Origin of the sequence: Rhodoplanes roseus, assembly GCF_003258865.1 — a bacterium.
Lineage (GTDB): Bacteria > Pseudomonadota > Alphaproteobacteria > Rhizobiales > Xanthobacteraceae > Rhodoplanes > Rhodoplanes roseus.
Genome location: NZ_NPEX01000887.1, coordinates 1 through 259, shown reverse-complemented (window position 1 = coordinate 259; position 259 = coordinate 1). Strand labels below are relative to the sequence as shown.

Here is a 259-nt window from a genome sequence, read left to right as displayed (position 1 = left end):
GTTCCTCGAACGTCTCGCCGACGCCGATGGCGATCTCTTCGAGCGTCTCCAGGCAGTCGGAGACGAAGCCCGGATTCATGATGGCGAGCGATTTCACGCCTTCGCTCGCAAGCCTGGCCGTCGTCTCGTCGGTGTAGGGCTGCAGCCATTCCTCCGGGCCGAAGCGCGACTGGAAGGTGGTCAGAAGGCGGTCTTTCGGCCAGCCGAGACGCTCCGCTAGGAGGCGCGTCGTCTTGTGGCAATGGCAGTGATAGGGATC

General features: G+C 63.7%; 1 protein-coding gene. It reads right to left on the bottom strand.

What is annotated here, in order from left to right:
* Positions 1–259 (bottom strand): ferrochelatase (locus CH341_RS32875; protein WP_210208741.1); only part of this gene is annotated, 259 nt, incomplete at both ends.